Origin of the sequence: Paenibacillus dendritiformis (assembly GCF_021654795.1) — a bacterium.
Taxonomy (GTDB): Bacteria; Bacillota; Bacilli; order Paenibacillales; family Paenibacillaceae; genus Paenibacillus_B.
Genome location: NZ_AP025344.1, coordinates 2,343,961 through 2,360,179 on the forward strand (window position 1 = coordinate 2,343,961; position 16,219 = coordinate 2,360,179).

At 56.1% G+C, this 16,219-nt stretch carries 13 protein-coding genes; all 13 read left to right on the forward strand.

Features of this window, described 5'->3' with window-relative positions:
- The first annotated feature begins 148 nt into the window (after positions 1-148).
- The 13 genes from pnp (at position 149) to L6439_RS10285 (ending at position 16,202) form a co-directional block, all read left to right on the forward strand.
- Complete coding sequence (gene pnp / locus L6439_RS10225; protein WP_168181012.1) at positions 149-2,350, forward strand: polyribonucleotide nucleotidyltransferase; 2,202 nt, start codon at positions 149-151, stop codon at positions 2,348-2,350.
- Between the two features lie 155 nt (positions 2,351-2,505).
- The gene (locus L6439_RS10230; protein ID WP_213469632.1) at positions 2,506-3,519 is read left to right on the forward strand and encodes a polysaccharide deacetylase family protein; all 1,014 of its coding nucleotides are present in this window, start codon (positions 2,506-2,508) and stop codon (positions 3,517-3,519) included.
- 59 nt (positions 3,520-3,578) lie between these two features.
- Complete coding sequence (locus L6439_RS10235) at positions 3,579-4,847, forward strand: M16 family metallopeptidase (protein ID WP_213469633.1); 1,269 nt, start codon at positions 3,579-3,581, stop codon at positions 4,845-4,847.
- Complete coding sequence (gene dut, locus L6439_RS10240) at positions 4,822-5,280, forward strand: dUTP diphosphatase (RefSeq protein WP_168181015.1); 459 nt, start codon at positions 4,822-4,824, stop codon at positions 5,278-5,280. Before L6439_RS10235 ends, dut begins: the two co-directional genes overlap by 26 nt.
- A gap of 183 nt (positions 5,281-5,463) precedes the next feature.
- Positions 5,464-6,366, forward strand: coding sequence for a dipicolinate synthase subunit DpsA (dpsA, locus tag L6439_RS10245; RefSeq protein WP_168181016.1), 903 nt, complete (start codon positions 5,464-5,466; stop codon positions 6,364-6,366).
- Positions 6,363-6,953, forward strand: a complete 591-nt coding sequence (locus L6439_RS10250) for a dipicolinate synthase subunit B (protein WP_168181017.1) — start codon at positions 6,363-6,365, stop codon at positions 6,951-6,953. The genes dpsA and L6439_RS10250 overlap by 4 nt, the downstream gene beginning before the upstream one ends.
- A gap of 90 nt (positions 6,954-7,043) precedes the next feature.
- Entirely contained in the window at positions 7,044-8,084 is a 1,041-nt protein-coding gene (locus L6439_RS10255; protein WP_213469634.1) for an aspartate-semialdehyde dehydrogenase, read from the forward strand.
- A 76-nt stretch (positions 8,085-8,160) separates the two neighbouring features.
- A complete protein-coding gene (gene dapG / locus L6439_RS10260; protein ID WP_168181019.1) occupies positions 8,161-9,378 on the forward strand; it encodes an aspartate kinase in 1,218 nt (405 codons plus the stop codon).
- 53 nt (positions 9,379-9,431) lie between these two features.
- Positions 9,432-10,304, forward strand: coding sequence for a 4-hydroxy-tetrahydrodipicolinate synthase (gene dapA / locus L6439_RS10265; RefSeq protein ID WP_213469635.1), 873 nt, complete (start codon positions 9,432-9,434; stop codon positions 10,302-10,304).
- A gap of 223 nt (positions 10,305-10,527) precedes the next feature.
- Positions 10,528-12,204, forward strand: coding sequence for a ribonuclease J (locus L6439_RS10270; RefSeq protein WP_168181021.1), 1,677 nt, complete (start codon positions 10,528-10,530; stop codon positions 12,202-12,204).
- Positions 12,205-12,389: 185 nt separating this feature from the next.
- Positions 12,390-13,214, forward strand: coding sequence for a ClpP family protease (locus L6439_RS10275; protein ID WP_213469636.1), 825 nt, complete (start codon positions 12,390-12,392; stop codon positions 13,212-13,214).
- Positions 13,214-13,423: a YlzJ-like family protein gene (locus L6439_RS10280; protein ID WP_168181023.1), complete on the forward strand. Its 210-nt coding sequence runs from the start codon at positions 13,214-13,216 to the stop codon at positions 13,421-13,423. Before L6439_RS10275 ends, L6439_RS10280 begins: the two co-directional genes overlap by 1 nt.
- A 181-nt stretch (positions 13,424-13,604) precedes the next feature.
- Complete coding sequence (locus L6439_RS10285) at positions 13,605-16,202, forward strand: DNA translocase FtsK (RefSeq protein WP_213469637.1); 2,598 nt, start codon at positions 13,605-13,607, stop codon at positions 16,200-16,202.
- Positions 16,203-16,219: the final 17 nt, after the last annotated feature.

A 16,219-nucleotide genomic window follows, 5' to 3' on the forward strand; every position in this document is an offset into this window, starting at 1 on the left:
TCTGTTGATACATAATCCTACATCTTATAAACGATCTGCTGATTGTTTCCGGGCTCGCGCATTCCTTCTTGTTTTTTAAGCCGGGATGCAGGAGATAATGGTAGGTGTAACGAAGATAACATATGCGTAGAACTTAAGGAGGGATCCGATGAACCGCATCGAGATGGAACTTGGCGGAAGACCGCTTGTACTCGAGACGGGACGCTTGGCGAAGCAGGCCAACGGCGCCGTCAAGGTTCAATACGGTGACACGGTCGTCTTGTGTACCGTGACCGCTTCGAAGGAACCAAAAGATTTAGACTTTTTTCCGCTAACCGTGAATTATGAAGAGCGTCTCTATTCCGTGGGCAAGATACCCGGGGGATTCATCAAGCGGGAAGGGCGTCCGAGCGAGAAGGCGATCCTCGCGAGCCGACTCATTGACCGTCCGATTCGCCCGCTGTTCCCGGAAGGCTTCCGCAATGACGTTCAGATTGTCGATCTCGTCATGAGCGTCGATCAGGATTGCTCGCCGGAGATAGCGGCCATGATTGGAACGTCCGCTGCGCTGTCGATCTCCGACGTGCCGTTCAACGGCCCTATCGGAGGGGTTATCGTCGGCCGGATTGACGGTCAATTCATCATTAACCCTACCGTGGAACAGGAAGAGAAGACCGACATTCACGTTACGGTCGCAGGCACGAAGGATGCGATCATGATGGTCGAAGCGGAAGCGAACGAAGTGCCGGAAGAAGTGATGCTGGAAGCGATCATGTTCGGCCACGAAGAGATTCGCAAGATTGTCGACGCGATCGAGCGCTTTGCCGGGACGGCCGGAACGGCGAAGATGGAGGTCAAGCTCCATGCCGTTGACCCTGAGGTCAATGCCGCGGTCCGCGCCTTTGCGCAGGAGCGTCTGGTGGAAGCGATCCGCATACCGGAGAAGCATGCCCGCCAAGATGCGATCGACGCCATCAATCAGGAAGCGGTCGAGCATTTTGAAGCGCAGTATATCGAGTCGCCTGAGCGGATGGATGATGTGAAGGAGACGCTGTACGACATTGTCAAGGAAGAAGTGCGCCGCTTGATTACGCATGATAAAGTGCGCCCGGACGGCCGCAAGCTGGATGAGATTCGCCCGATTGAGTGCGATACGAGCCTGCTGCCGCGCACGCACGGTTCCGGCTTGTTCACGCGGGGCCAGACGCAGGCGTTGAGCGTTTGTACGCTTGGCGCGCTGGGCGATGTGCAGATTCTGGACGGCATCTCGCTGGAAGAATCGAAGCGTTTCATGCATCACTATAACTTCCCGCCGTTCTCCGTCGGGGAAGCTCGTCCATTGCGGGCTCCGGGACGCCGCGAGATTGGGCATGGCGCGCTCGGCGAACGTGCGCTCTCCAAGGTTATCCCGCCAGAGTCGGATTTCCCGTACACGATCCGTCTTGTCTCCGAGGTGCTGGAATCGAACGGCTCCACCTCACAGGCCAGCATCTGCGCGAGCACGCTGGCGATGATGGATGCGGGCGTGCCGATCAAAGCGCCGGTCGCAGGCATTGCGATGGGACTGATCAAGGACGGAGAGCATTTCTCGATTCTGTCCGATATTCAAGGGATGGAAGACCATCTCGGCGATATGGACTTCAAAGTGGCAGGGACCGCCGAAGGGGTTACCGCCATTCAGATGGATATCAAAATCGACGGCATTGACCGCAGTATCTTGACGCAAGCCTTGGCGCAAGCGCGCGAAGGGCGCCTGTTCATCCTGGACAAGATGCTTGAGGTCATCGACAAGCCGCGCGAGACGCTGTCTCCGTATGCGCCTAAGATTTTGATCATGCAGATCAATCCGGACAAAATCCGTGACGTCATCGGGGCGGGCGGCAAGGTGGTCAACAAGATTATCGATGAGACCGGCGTCAAAATCGATATCGAGCAGGATGGCCGCATCTTCATCGCATCGCCGAATGAAGAGTCCAATATTCGCGCCCGCGATATGATCGAAGCGATCGTCAAGGAAGTCGTCGTCGGCGAAGTCTATACCGGAACGGTGAAGCGCATTGAGAAGTTCGGCGCGTTCGTGGAGATTCTTCCAGGCAAGGAAGGACTCGTTCATATTTCGCAAATGGCGGCCGAGCGCATCGCGAAGGTGGAGGATGTCGCTTCCATCGGCGACAAGATCGAAGTCAAGGTGGTCGAGATTGATCAACAAGGCCGCATCAATCTGTCGCGCCGCGTACTGCTAGAGCCGGCACAGCCGGAAGGGGCAGGGAATGCAGACGGAAGCGGAACGGACCGCCCGCGCAGCGGAGGTCGTCCGCCGCATGGCGGATCGCGTCCAAGAGGCCCGCGTCCGCCACGGCCGCAATCGTAATCAAGAAAAACAGCATAGATACAAGGAAAGAGGCAGACTGGTTTCTGGCTCTTTTTTTGCGTTTCTGTTTTTAATTGGTTCAAGCCCGTCTCGCTTTCCGCCGCATAACTAAGTCCGATTTGGCATAGAATCAGAAGGACAAACTGTGGAAAGGAATGGACTCAATGCGACCAGTCACGCGAAAATGGATGTTCATCATCGCTGCTTTCATAGGGGTGCTATATATCGGAACGGGCACGGAAGCCGGTTCTTTCATTAAAGAGCGCAAAGCGGTGCTCGCCATCAGCAGCGCGTATCAGGGGAACGGGGCGGAAGCGATGGAGCAGCTCCCGCTGCGGGAGCGGATAGCGGAGGAAGCCAAGAGCAAATATGTCGCGCCGATCGATGCGCGCATCGACCGGGTCTGGAAAGCCATCCCCGGTTATAACGGGCTGGAGGCGGATCTCGATCGAACGTACGAAGCCAATAAATCGAAGCCGGCGGGGGCCGATATTACATGGGTTATGCGAGAAATTCCGCCGCGGGTGACGCTCGACCAATTGGGGCCGCAGCCGATTTATCGCGGGAATCCGAACAAGAAGATGGCGGGGCTCATGATAAATGTCGCATGGGGGAACGAGCATATCGAACCGATGCTGGCGACGCTGAAGGAAGAGAAAGTGAAGGCGACCTTTTTCTTCGACGGAAGCTGGCTCAAAAAAAATCCGGAGATGGCGAAGCGGATACAGGAGGAAGGGCATGAACTTGAGAACCATGCCTATTCCCACCCGAACATGAGCGAACTGAGCGCGGGCTTGCAGGCCCAGCAAATCGAGAAAACGAAGCGCCTGCTCGAAACGACGCTCCAAGTGAAGAACAAATGGTTCGCGCCTCCATCCGGCGATTTCAACGAGCTGACGGTTCAAACCGCGCATGCGTACGGATTGAAGACCGTACTGTGGACGGTCGACACCGTGGATTGGAAAAATCCGAATCCTTCCGACGTCATTCGCAAAATCGACGCGAAGGTCGAGCCGGGCTCCCTCATCCTGATGCATCCTACGCCTGCCTCCAAGGCCGCGCTGCAAGGAATCATCCGCTCGATTCGCAACAAAGGGATTTTGCCCGGAACGGTCAGCGAGACGCTGTCCGAGAAGCGGCTCGACCCGGGGGCGGTTGAGCCGCGCTAAGTTTTTTGGTAGGATTAGAGGGGCAACAAGGATTGAACTTCGGATGAGGAGGATTGCCGGTGGAGAAAGTGCAGTTAAGTAACGGCCTGCGGGTCGTTATGGAAAAAATACCAACCTGCCGTTCCGTATCATTCGGCATTTGGGTGAAGACCGGTTCACGCAATGAGAATGAGACGACCAACGGTATTTCTCATTTTATTGAGCACATGATGTTCAAAGGTACGGAGCGGTTCGATGCCAAGGCGATCGCGGATTCGTTCGACGCAATCGGAGGGAATGTGAACGCATTTACTTCGAAGGAATATACGTGCTACTATGCCAAAGTGCTGGATGAGCATCTTCCGATAGCCGTCGATGTGTTGTCGGACATGTTTTTCCGATCGGCTCTCCAGGCAGAAGAGCTGAGCAAGGAGAAGAACGTCATCCTTGAGGAAATCGCGATGTATGAAGACACGCCAGACGATACGGTGCACGATCTCGTCACGCGGGCCGCATTTGGCGGCCACCCGCTCGCCTATCCGATTCTCGGGACGAGGGAACGTCTGGAGCCGATGGGGTCTGCCGACTTGCGCCAATACATGCAGGAGCACTACACGATTGAAAATACGGTAATTGCCGTGGCGGGCAATTTCGACGCCTCTCTGTTGGAGCTCCTGGAGAAGCATTTCGGGCATTTCCGCAATTCCCGCCCGTCTCATCAGGTGTCTGCGCCGATATTCGACGGAAGCTCGATCTTCCATCAGAAGAAGACGGAGCAGAATCATATATGCTTGAGCTTGCCCGGCTGCTCCATGACCGATCGGCGGCTCTATGCCATGATCTTATTGAATAACGTTATCGGAGGCGGCATGAGCTCCCGCCTGTTCCAGGAGATTCGCGAGAAGCGGGGCTTAGCCTACGCAGTCTATTCCTATCATTCGTCTCATGCCGATTGCGGACTGTTCACCATCTATGCGGGGACGGCTCCGAAGCAGACGCAAGACGTGCTGGACATTACGCTAGAGGTGCTTGGCAATCTCGCAGCGCACGGTCTGACCCAGGATGAATTGAGGAAGGGCAAGGAGCAGTTGAAAGGGAGCTTGATTCTGGGGCTGGAGAGTACCGGCGCCCGAATGAACCGGTTGGGCAAGAACGAGTTGATGCTTGGCCGGCACTATACATTAGATGAAATCATTGCGCGGATCGATTCGATTACGATGGATGACATTACATATGTTTTATCCCGCATGCTGTCCGAGCCGTTTGCCGCGGCCATGGTTGGGGCGAACGATCGCGCAATTTCGGCTTTCAGGAGGGATTACTTTGTTACAGCAAGTCCATCAAGTTGAGATTAAAAAGTTGCCCGGAACTGAAGACATTCCGCTGCCGCAGAAGATGTCCGATCTGGCCGCGGGCTTCGATCTGTATGCGGCGGTAGAGGAGCCGCTGACGCTGGCTCCCGGCCACCGCGCCCTGGTGCCCGCCGGATTCGCGATGGCGATGCCGCCTTATTTGGAAGCGCAGATTCGCCCCCGCAGCGGGCTCGCCTTCAAGCATGGCATCACCTGCCTCAATTCCCCGGGAACGATTGACGCGGATTACCGCGGCGAGGTGAAGGTGCTGCTTGTCAATCTCGGACAGCAGCATTTCACGATTGAGCGCAAGGAGCGGATTGCGCAGATGGTCTTCCAATTCGTGCCGCAGATCGAACTCGCGGAGGTTGAACAACTGTCCGACACCGCGCGCGGCGAAGGCGGCTTCGGCCACACCGGAACGAAATAGGTCGGCAATGCAGTCACTCTCGCGGAGTGGCTGCTTTTTTGATCGCGCAGGCAAGCCGGACGGCCTGCAGCAGCCTCTCCGCCGGCAGCAAGACATGTCTTCCTCCGTCTGCCCGGTGCACCTTTTTTGGGCTCCCGAATATGATGTTCTATACACTGCGGGGATAAGGAGTGAACGGCAAGCATGTTAACCGGAGTTCAAGTGGTGTTCATCGGCGGCGACGCCCGGCAGCTTGAGATTATTCAGAAGCTGTCCGAGTTGGATGCCACCGTTATTCTTGTGGGCTATGAACAGCTGCAAAATCCGTTCCACGGCGTCCAGCGCCAGCCGTTGACACCGGAGCTGCTGAGGAAGGCCGATGCGGTCGTCCTGCCGGCGGTAGGAACGGATGACAAAGGCAAGGTTCATGCCATATTTACGTCGGAAGAGCTGGTGCTGGCGGAAGAGCATGTGGCCGCCTTGCCGGAGCATGCCGTGCTGTTTACCGGAATGGCTAAGCCGTATCTAAGCAAGCTGTGCACGAAATACCGGCTGAAGCTGTTCGAGCTGTTCGACAGGGATGACGTGGCGATTTATAATTCGATTCCGACCGCCGAGGGCGCCTTGATGATGGCGATTCAGCATACCGATATTACGCTTCACGGCTCCGAGTCGGTCGTGCTTGGCATGGGAAGGACCGGATTTACGATGGCGCGGACGCTGCTTGGCGTCGGAGCGCGGGTGCGGATTGGGGTAAGGCGGAACGAGCATTTCGCCCGGGCGACGGAGATGGGGTTCAACCCTTTCTATATAAGCGATTTGGCGCGGGAAGTGTCGAACATCGACTTGCTTTTTAATACGATACCGACTATGATAGTCACAGCGCAGGTCATTGCCCAAATACCCCATCGCGCGGTCATTATCGACCTGGCCTCCATGCCTGGAGGCGTCGACTTCCGGTTCGCCGAGAAGCGCGGAATCAAGGCGATGCTGGCCCCCGGATTGCCGGGGATCGTGGCGCCGAAGACGGCGGGACGCATCTTGGCCCAGAGCATCTCACAGCTGCTGCAGGAGTCCATGGTGGAACGGGGGATTATAGGGCAATGAATTATAAGGGAATCACGGTAGGTTACGCGCTGACGGGATCTCACTGCACGTTCGAGGAAGTGATGCCCCAGATTCAGCGGTTCGTCGATGCGGGAGCGCGAGTCATACCTATCGCTTCGAATACGGTAATGACGACGGACACCCGGTTCGGAACATCCGAAGGGTGGCAAAAGCAGTTGAAAGAAATAACGGGGAATGATATCATTTCTACAATTGTCGAGGCTGAGCCGCTTGGCCCGTCCAAGCTGCTGGATGTCATGGTTATCGCGCCTTGCACGGGCAATACGACGAGCAAGCTGGCGAACGCGATGACAGACAGCCCCGTCCTGATGGCCGCGAAGGCCCAGATGCGCAATCAGCGTCCGCTCGTGCTGGCCATCTCCACGAATGACGGCCTTGGCTTGAATGCGGCCAATATCGCCAAGCTGTTAGTGGCGAAGAACATATACTTCGTTCCATTCGGGCAGGACAATCCGGTTCAGAAGCCGAATTCGCTGGTCGCCCGCATGGATCTCGTGCCCGAGACCTGTCTTGCGGCGCTGGAGGGGAGACAGCTTCAGCCGCTGCTGGTGGAACGTTGCCAATGAACATAACTTAGCGGATCATCTGCCGAGGGACGCTATCACGCATCCCTCGACAGATTGATATAGACGATGGCAAGAGGGGAGAAACGACATATGACGAATCAGAAGCGGTACAATGTTGCAGTAGTCGGCGCAACTGGCGCCGTAGGGGAACAGATTATCAAATTGCTGGAACAACGTCAATTTCCCATTGAGACGCTGACATTGCTGTCATCCGCTCGTTCCGCCGGAACGAAGATTGTATTTAACGGTCAGGAGATTACGGTGCAGGAAGCGAAGCCGGAGAGCTTCGAGGGAATCGATATTGCCTTGTTCAGCGCAGGCGGCGACGTGTCGAAGGCGCTTGCTCCGGAAGCGATTAAGCGGGGAGCGGTATGTATTGACAATACGAACGCCTTCCGCATGGATCCGAATACGCCGCTCGTCGTTCCTGAAGTGAATATAGACAAAGTGGCAGAAAATCAGGGCCTCATTGCCAATCCGAATTGCTCCACGATCCAGATGGTTGTCGCGTTGAAGCCGCTCTATGACCGGTACGGCATCTCCAAAGTCATCGTCTCGACTTATCAGGCGGTATCCGGAGCGGGAAGCCGCGCGATTGACGAGCTGGAGCGCCAGACGAAGGAAGCGCTGGAGGGCCGGGACGTGAATCCGGATATTCTTCCGGTGGGCTCCTTGCCGGTTAAGCACCAGATTGCCTTTAATGCGATCCCGCAAATCGATAAATTCCAAGACAACGGCTTTACGCTCGAAGAAATGAAAATGATTCGGGAAACGAAGAAAATTATGGGGGATGAAGATATACAGGTTACGACAACATGCGTGCGCATCCCTGTCGTATACGGCCATTCCGAGTCCGTTTATGTCGAATTGAAGGAAGACTTCCAGCTTGATGAAGTCAAAGAGCTGTTGGCGAACGCACCGGGCATCACTTTGGTGGACAATCCGGAAGCACAACAGTACCCGCTGGCGACCGAATGCGCCGGGAAGCCGGACGTATTTGTCGGGCGGCTGCGCAGGGACTTGAACGAACCGCGCGCTCTTAACATGTGGATTGTATCCGATAACTTAATGAAAGGCGCTGCATGGAACGCGGTTCAAATTGCTGAACATATTGCGTCGGAGCGGCCATAACGGCAGGCTGCTCCTGCCCTTTTTTGTCTATCGGCACGTTATCTGGCAGTTAGTCTTCATGGTTGGAGGAAACGCTATGCGTATATTAGTACAGAAATTCGGCGGCACTTCTTTGTCTACCGCTGAAGCAAGAGAAAAAGTAGTTCAACATATACGGCGGGAGCTGGATCGAGGCTACCGCCTTGCCGTCGTCGTCTCCGCGATGGGCAGACGGGGAGAACCCTATGCAACCGATACCCTGCTTGATTGGATTCAAGAGAACGGAAGCGATCTTCCTGCGCGAGAGAAGGATTTATTGCTGTGTTGCGGTGAAATCATATCGGCAACGACCTTATGCGGCCTGCTCCGCCGCCACGACATCTCGGCGACCGTGCTGACGGGAGCTCAGGCCGGATTCCGGACGGATCGCCAGTTCGGCAATGCCCGCATACTGGACGTATGTCCCGAGCGGGTCGTCGAAGGCTGGAACCATGCCGATGTCGTTATCGTCACCGGCTTCCAGGGACAGACCGATGAGGGCGATATGACGACCCTCGGCCGGGGAGGAAGCGACACATCCGCCACGGCGCTGGGTGCGGCGCTGCATGCGGAAATTGTCGATATTTATACCGATGTGAACGGCATATTGACCGCCGATCCGCGCTTGGTGGAAGATGCGAAGCCGTTATCGGTCGTAAGCTATACAGAGATGTGCAATCTGGCCCATCACGGGGCGAAAGTCATCCATCCGCGCGCGGTCGAGATTGCGATGCAGGCTCAGGTGCCTGTCCGCGTCCGCTCCACCTTCAGCGAAGACGAGGGGACGCTTGTCACTCATCCGGAAGGCTTCCAAGCGATGGAGACGGGCTTCGTCGATCGCTACGTGACAGGGATAGCTTACGTGAGCAATGTGACGCAAATCTCGGTGGAAGCCGAGGCGGGCGTCTATGATTTGCAGCTCAAAGTCTTCAAGGCGATGGCGCAAAATCATATTAGCGTAGACTTTATTAATGTTACCCCGTCTGGCGCCGTTTATACGGTGTTCGATACCGATGCCCCGAGAGCGCGGGAAGTGCTGGAGGAGATGGGCTTTGAACCCCAATTCCTGTCCGGCTGCGCCAAAGTGTCGGTTATCGGCGGCGGGATCAACGGTGTGCCGGGCATAATGGCCACGATCGTGGAAGCATTGACGGAGCAAGAGATACAGATACTGCAATCCGCGGATTCCAACACGACGATATGGGTTCTGGTACGGAAGGAAGATATGGTCCGGGCGCTGCGGGCGCTGCATTCGAAGTTCCATTTGGAGCGGTAATAGAAGATGCCGTCCAGGCATTGATCTGAAGTTGCAAGAGGAGGAGTCTAACAGTGGAGTTCGGAAGATTGATAACCGCCATGGTGACCCCGTTCGACGCCAACGAACGGATTCATTGGCCTGAAGTGGAGCGTCTGATTCATGATTTGATCGAGGTGCAGCGGAACGACAGTCTGGTCATATGCGGAACGTCGGGCGAATCCCCGACCTTGACCGATGAGGAGAAGGTGGAGCTGTTCAAGTTCGCTGTGGAAAAGGCTGCCGGACGCGCTCGGATCATTGCCGGAACAGGCAGCAACAACACGGCCCACTCGATTCATCTGACGAAGCTGGCCGAGGAAGCCGGCGTCGACGGCGTTCTATTGGTCGCTCCTTACTATAACAGACCGAATCAGGAAGGGCTGTACCGTCATTTCAAAGCGATTGCCGAATCGACGAAGCTGCCGGTCATCCTGTATAACGTTCCGGGACGGACCGCCGTAAGCCTGTCGGTCGAGACAACGCTTCGGCTGGCGGAGATACCGAATATCGTCGCGACGAAGGAATGCGCTTCGATTGAGCAGATGACGCTGATCGTCGATGGCGCGCCGGAAGGGTTCTACGTCTACAGCGGCGACGACCCTCTGACGCTGCCGCTCCTGGCCGTGGGCGGCCACGGCATCATTAGCGTAGCGAGCCATCTTGTCGGCGCGGAGATGAAGACGATGATCGAAGCGTATCTGAACGGGGATAATGCGGAAGCGGCCCGGCTGCATCGCCGCCTGTATCCGGTCTTCAAGGGCCTGTTCCATTGTCCGAACCCGGTTCCCGTGAAGTACGCGCTTCAGCTCCGGGGCTATCATGTCGGCGGTGTCCGTCTGCCGCTGGTAGAGCCGTCCGAGAGCGAGGCCGCATTTATTCGCGAGCTGGTTGAATCGCTCAATTGATGTCTTATTTTAACGAAACAAATGAACGGTTTCAGGAGCCGATGCCTTGCGGGGCATCGGTTTTTGTTTTTCGGAGACAATAGGGCTGGGTAATCGCTGACTTGTGTTTTTCACTTTTGTTCATGTATAATGAGAATCAAGTGACTGGGTGCGGTATAATTTTGAAATGAAAGATGTTCATTGGTTGACGGCCAACTGAATATAGTAGGAGGTTAAGATCCACTTGTCGAAGAAAAACACCGCTGATAAATTATCTATCTTCGCATTGGGCGGCGTGGGCGAAATCGGGAAAAATATGTACGTCGTCCAATACGGAAACGATATCGTCGTCATCGATGCAGGGTTGAAGTTCCCGGAAGAAGATATGCTCGGAATTGATATTGTCATTCCGGATATTTCATATTTGACCGATAATCGTGACAAAGTAAGAGGAATCCTCATTACGCACGGACATGAAGATCACATCGGTGGTCTTCCCTATGTACTGAAGCATTTGAATGTGCCAGTGTACGGCACACGCTTGACGTTGGGCTTGATTGAGAGCAAGCTGCGTGAAGCCAATCTGCTGGGCGAGACGAAGCGCGTCCTGATTACGGCAGATTCCGAAGTGCAGCTCGGAACGATCCGGGCGACGTTCTTCAAGACGAATCACTCGATCCCGGATTCGGTGGGGGTATGTCTGGAGACGCCGGAAGGCAATGTCGTCCATACGGGCGATTTCAAGTTCGACCACACGCCGGTTAACGGGCAATATGCCGATTTGCAGCGTATGGCCGAGATCGGGAGCAAGGGCGTGCTCGCCCTGCTGTCCGACAGCACGAATGCGGAGCGTCCAGGCTATACGCCTTCGGAGAGCAGCGTCGGCGTGGTGCTGGAGGAGATTTTCCGCAGCGCTCAGCAGCGCGTCGTCGTGGCGACGTTCGCTTCCAACATTCACCGGATTCAGCAGGTGATTGAGGCAGCGCATGCGACGAACCGGAAGCTCACCGTGGTCGGCCGCAGCATGGTCAATGTCGTTACGATCGCTTCGGAACTCGGATATTTATATATTCCGGACGGCATGCTGATTGAACCGGATGAAGTGAACAAGATGGCTGCTGACCGGGTAGTCATTCTGTCAACCGGCTCCCAAGGCGAGCCGATGTCCGCTCTGACGCGGATGGCGCGTTCGACGCACCGCAAGGTTGATATTTTGCCGGGAGACACCGTCGTCATTGCCGCTACTCCGATTCCGGGGAACGAGAAGTATGTCGGACGAACTATCGATGAATTGTCCCGCTTGGGTGCTCATGTCATCTATAGCGGCATGAGAGCCGGCGTCCACGTATCCGGCCACGGCAGTCAGGAAGAGCTCAAGCTGATGCTCAACTTGATGCGGCCTAAATATTTCATTCCGATTCACGGCGAATACCGGATGCTGAGACATCACGCTCAGCTGGCGGAGTCGGTCGGAATTGAGAAGGAAAACATTTTCATTACGGACATCGGAGATACCGTCGAGATTCAGAATGGCGTCGCCCGGCGCGGATCGAAGGTGCAATCGGGCTACGTCCTCATTGACGGACTCGGCGTCGGCGATGTCGGCAATATCGTATTGCGCGATCGCAAATTGCTTTCTCAAGACGGCATTCTGGTCGTCGTTGTCACTTTGAGCAAGCAGGACGGCACGATTCTGTCCGGTCCGGATATTATTTCCCGCGGATTCGTCTATGTCCGTGAGTCGGAAGGCCTTCTGGACGAAGCGAACCGCATCGTCACCTCGACGCTTCATAAGCTGATGAACGAGAATGTGAACGAATGGGCTTCGCTCAAGACGAATGTGAAGGATGCGCTGGGCCGGTTCCTGTATGAGCAGACCCGCCGCCGTCCGATGATTCTGCCTATTATTATGGAAGTATAATAAGCAGGGGACGAGAATCCCAGTCACCAGTTATTCTCGTCCCGGCTTATTTCATGAAGAGCTGACATCCCTGTTTCGGCGGGCTGTCAGCTTTTTTGCATGCCAGGGAGGGGGAACGGGCATAACGCCGGAATGAGTTGCACAACCTATGACGGCACCCACTAGACCACATGGAGGGAAGACAGATGCCTGATCCGAACATACATCTTTATCAGCCGTCACTGCATCAGAATGAGGGGCCGCCCGACGGAACCAACCCATCCGGCGCCAATACCCCGCCCCCAGTCGAGAATATTCAACAGTTGGGCACCGCCTCGACTCCGTCGCCGGGAGAATCGAATATTTATTGCCTGAATATTATCGGGCAGATTGAAGGGCATATCGTGCTGCCGCCTCAAAATAAGACGACGAAATATGAGCATGTCATTCCGCAACTGGTCGCCGCCGAGCAGAATGCCAAAATCGAGGGCGTCCTGATTATTTTGAATACGGTGGGAGGCGACGTTGAAGCGGGCTTGGCGATCGCGGAAATGATTGCCTCCATGTCGAAGCCGACCGTCACGCTCGTACTGGGCGGAGGACATAGCATTGGCGTGCCCATCGCCGTTGCCTCGCAGATGAGTTTTATTGCCGAGACCGCCACGATGACGATTCATCCGATCCGGTTGACCGGACTTGTCATCGGCGTGCCCCAGACGTTTGAGTATTTGGATAAAATGCAGGAGCGAGTCGTCCGGTTCGTCACTTCCCATTCCCGCGTCTCCGAGCATAAATTCAAGGAGTTGATGTTCACGACGGGGGAACTGACCCGGGATATCGGGACGACGGTTATCGGGCACGATGCGGTGCGCTACGGTCTTATCGATGAGGTGGGCGGAGTCGGAGCGGCCCTGCGTCATCTCAATCGTCTGATTGACGAGCGTAAAATGAGCAAAACCCCGGGACCCGGGAACGGAGGAACCCTCCCGCCTCAAGTCCAGCAGCCGCCATTCGAGGGGGGGCAAATCTGATGCTCCATTCGATCATTCCGATGGAAGAAATATGGCGAGGCTATGAGAAAGAGCCTCGTTTTTTCGAGATGAAGCGGAACGGACGAACCCTGCTCGTCGAAGCGGTCGATGCGAGAACGGTCCGGGTTGAACGGCTGCTGCAGGAGCAGGATATCCAGGATTTTCTTCAACCCGAATATATGCCGGGCACGATGATTTCTCTCGGATGAGACGGAATCGGGGATACGGATGATGACAAGCACGCTTCATGATTGGAGCGTGCTTGCGCCTGTTCTGAGGACATACTCACTGAACCAATGAAAGCAGATTTTTCCCGCCGCGGCCCCTCTTTAATCCCGATAGGAAGAACGGTTGTTCTGTGATATAATGGATCGATGGAGGTGAGCGCATTTGCCACGGAGGAAGAAAAAAAAGGCGTCCTTCAGCAAGAGTCTGAAATATGAAATCTACGGTATTTTACTGATAACATGTTCGGTCATTGCCCTTGCAGGCGGCGCGGCATTCGGCCGCTCCTTGTCCAAGATTGCGGGCATGCTGCTGGGAAAATGGTACTTTATTATACCGCTTGTGTTCATATATATCGGACTTGCCGTAATGATCAAGCGCCATTGGCCTTCCGGCTGGAATCCGCGGAAGACGGGGCTGCTCTGCATCATACTGGCTCTGACGATGATAAGCACGGTCAATACGGTGGAGCAGCGCATACTTCCCGGCGCGGAGGAGGTTCGCGCGGGCATCATTTTTCAAGACATACATAACGCGTTGAAAGTGGAATTGCTGCAGTCCCCGGACACGGGAACGGCAGGGACGATGCTGCAAAAGGATATTAGCGGCGGATATATCGGGGCGGCGCTGTATTGCGTCCTGTTCGTGCTGTTCGGCAGTCTGGGCACGAAGCTGCTGACGATCGTGCTGCTGTTCATCGGCTTCATGCTGGCGACCCAGTTGTCCTATGTCGAGCTCGTGCGTCTGATACGCGCCCAGATCAAGAAATGGGCGGCCATTATCAACAAAAAGCGCAAAGCGCGGCTCAATGAACTGAGGGTGGCCGAGAGCAAGAGCCGAACGGCCGCAAAGGCGAAGCGTCCGCGCGATCGAATTCCTGATCCGGTGGAAGAAGAGGATGAGGACGAGGACGGTCCACCGCGCCGGAAAAAGGCTCCTGTCTTCGTGCAATTGTTCGGCGGGAAGCGCCGGAACGACATGGAGGACGAAGAATATGCCGAAGATCCGGCCGTATTCACGGCTGGCGCGCCAAGCGCGATCCCGGTGAATCCGGAGACGGAAGATCCGTCCCCAGCCGCTGGCGAGGAGGAAGCCGCGCCGCTGTTCCGCGATTTCACCGCCCAGCAGACATCGGATGAGGCCGGCTGGCAGCATGACGAAGCCGATGAGGAGGGCAGCCATGTGCTCGACCCTCCCATTCCGCAGGGGGGCGATCAGGCGGACGTGGAAGAGATGGCTGCCTCGGATCCCGTTCAGGCGGATGCCGGACCTGATGCAGCGGACGAAGAGGAGCCGGACGCCGCCGGAGCTTCGCCCGCGCCCGTCAAGAAGCCGCCGAAGCCGTACCGGCTCCCTTCCTTCTCGCTCCTGGCGAAGCAGCAGAACGCCGGCAAGGGCGGGGAGCATTCCGACTTCATGCAGACGGCGCGCAAGCTGGAGGCGACGCTGGAGAGCTTCGGAGTGCGGGCCAAAGTATTGGAAGTGGTGCGGGGACCTGCCGTTACCCGTTACGAGATTCAGCCGGATATCGGCGTCAAGGTGAGCCGCATCGTGAGCCTGTCTGACGATATCGCCCTCGCGCTCGCAGCGAAAGATATCCGTATGGAGGCGCCGATCCCGGGGAAATCGGCGATCGGCATTGAAGTGCCGAATAATGAAGTGTCGGTGGTCACGATGCGGGAAGTGATGGAGACGCCAACCTTCACCGAGGCGCCTTCCCGGTTGTCCATCGCGCTTGGCCGCGACATTTCCGGGATGCCGATCGTAGGCAATCTCGCCCGGATGCCCCATCTGCTTGTGGCGGGGGCGACGGGGTCGGGGAAGTCGGTCTGCATTAACGGCATTATTACGAGCATTCTGTACAAGGCGAAGCCGGATGAGGTCAAGTTCCTTATGGTCGACCCGAAGATGGTCGAGCTGAATGTGTATAACGGCATTCCGCACCTGCTTGCTCCGGTCGTCACCGATCCGAAGCGGGCTTCGCTGGCCCTCAAAAAAATCGTGGTCGAGATGGAAAAGCGTTATGAGCTGTTCTCCAAATCCGGAACGCGAAATATTGAAGGCTATAATAAGCTGATGGCGGAGCAGCCGGAAATGCTGCTGCCGTATATCGTCGTCATTGTGGACGAGCTGGCCGATCTGATGATGGTGGCCGCGAATGATGTAGAGGACGCAATCTGCCGTCTCGCCCAGATGGCGCGGGCAGCGGGCATCCACCTAATTATTGCAACCCAGCGGCCGTCGGTCGATGTCATTACCGGGCTTATCAAGGCGAATATTCCTTCCCGGATTGCCTTCGGCGTGTCGTCGCAGGTCGATTCGCGAACGATTCTCGATTCGGCCGGAGCGGAGAAGCTGCTCGGACGGGGAGATATGTTATTCCTGCCGGTAGGCGCGTCGAAGCCGGTTCGAGTCCAGGGCGCCTTCTTGTCCGATCAGGAGGTAGAGGCGGTTGTCTCCTTTGTGAGCAGCCAAGGAGAAGCGGAGTACAACGAAGAGCTTGTTCCCGAACTGGATGAGAACGGGATAGCTTCGGACGAGCCGGTCGATGAATTGTATGACCAGGCCCTGCAGATTGTGCTGGAGGCCCAGCAAGCATCGGCCTCGCTTCTGCAGCGGCGGATGCGCATTGGCTATAATCGCGCGAGCCGGTTGATCGATTACATGCATATGCAGGGAATTATCGGCCCCCATGAAGGAAGCCGCCCGCGCGAAGTGCTCATGACGCTGGAGCAATTTGAACAGAGCAAGATGTCCTCATGAGAAGACGGCACATAAAA